This is a genomic window from Streptomyces synnematoformans (assembly GCF_039531005.1).
In the GTDB taxonomy this organism is placed as follows: domain Bacteria; phylum Actinomycetota; class Actinomycetes; order Streptomycetales; family Streptomycetaceae; genus Streptomyces; species Streptomyces synnematoformans.
Genome location: NZ_BAAAPF010000779.1, coordinates 1 through 512, shown reverse-complemented (window position 1 = coordinate 512; position 512 = coordinate 1). Strand labels below are relative to the sequence as shown.

At 82.6% G+C, this 512-nt stretch carries 1 protein-coding gene; it reads left to right on the top strand.

Features of this window, described 5'->3' with window-relative positions; translation table 11 throughout:
- The coding region (locus ABD317_RS37645; protein WP_344296656.1) for a phosphopantetheine-binding protein at window positions 1–512 on the top strand (512 nt) is incomplete at both ends.

The following is a 512-nucleotide window of genomic DNA, read 5'->3' as shown; positions in this document are numbered from 1 at the left end:
CGCCTCCCGCCGCCGGCGATCCGGACCCGGCGGAGCTGCGCGCCTTCCTCCGCGAGCGGCTGCCCGCGCCCGCCGTCCCGGCCGCGGTCGTGCCGCTGCCCGCGCTGCCGCTGCCGCCCAACGGCAAGCTCGACCGCCGCGCACTGCCCGCCCCGCCGGCCGCCGCGGCCGCGGGCCGCCCCCCGCGCACCCCGCACGAGAAGGCACTCTGCGAGCTGTTCGCCGAGGCGCTGGAGCTGCCCGCGGTCGGCGTCGACGACGACTTCTTCGAGCTGGGCGGCCACTCCCTGCTCGCCACCCGGCTCGCCGGCCGCATCGGCGCGCGGCTCGCCGTCCCCTTCCGCCTCTCCGCGCTCCTGGAGACCCCCACCCCGGCCGGACTCGCCCGGCAACTCGCCGCCGGCGGCGAGCGGCCCGCGCCCCCGGCGGTGCCGGACACCGAGGCCGGGCTCCGCCCGGCGCTGCGGTTCGCCGCTGCCCCCCCGCCGGCCGGCGGCCCGCGGGAGGTGCTG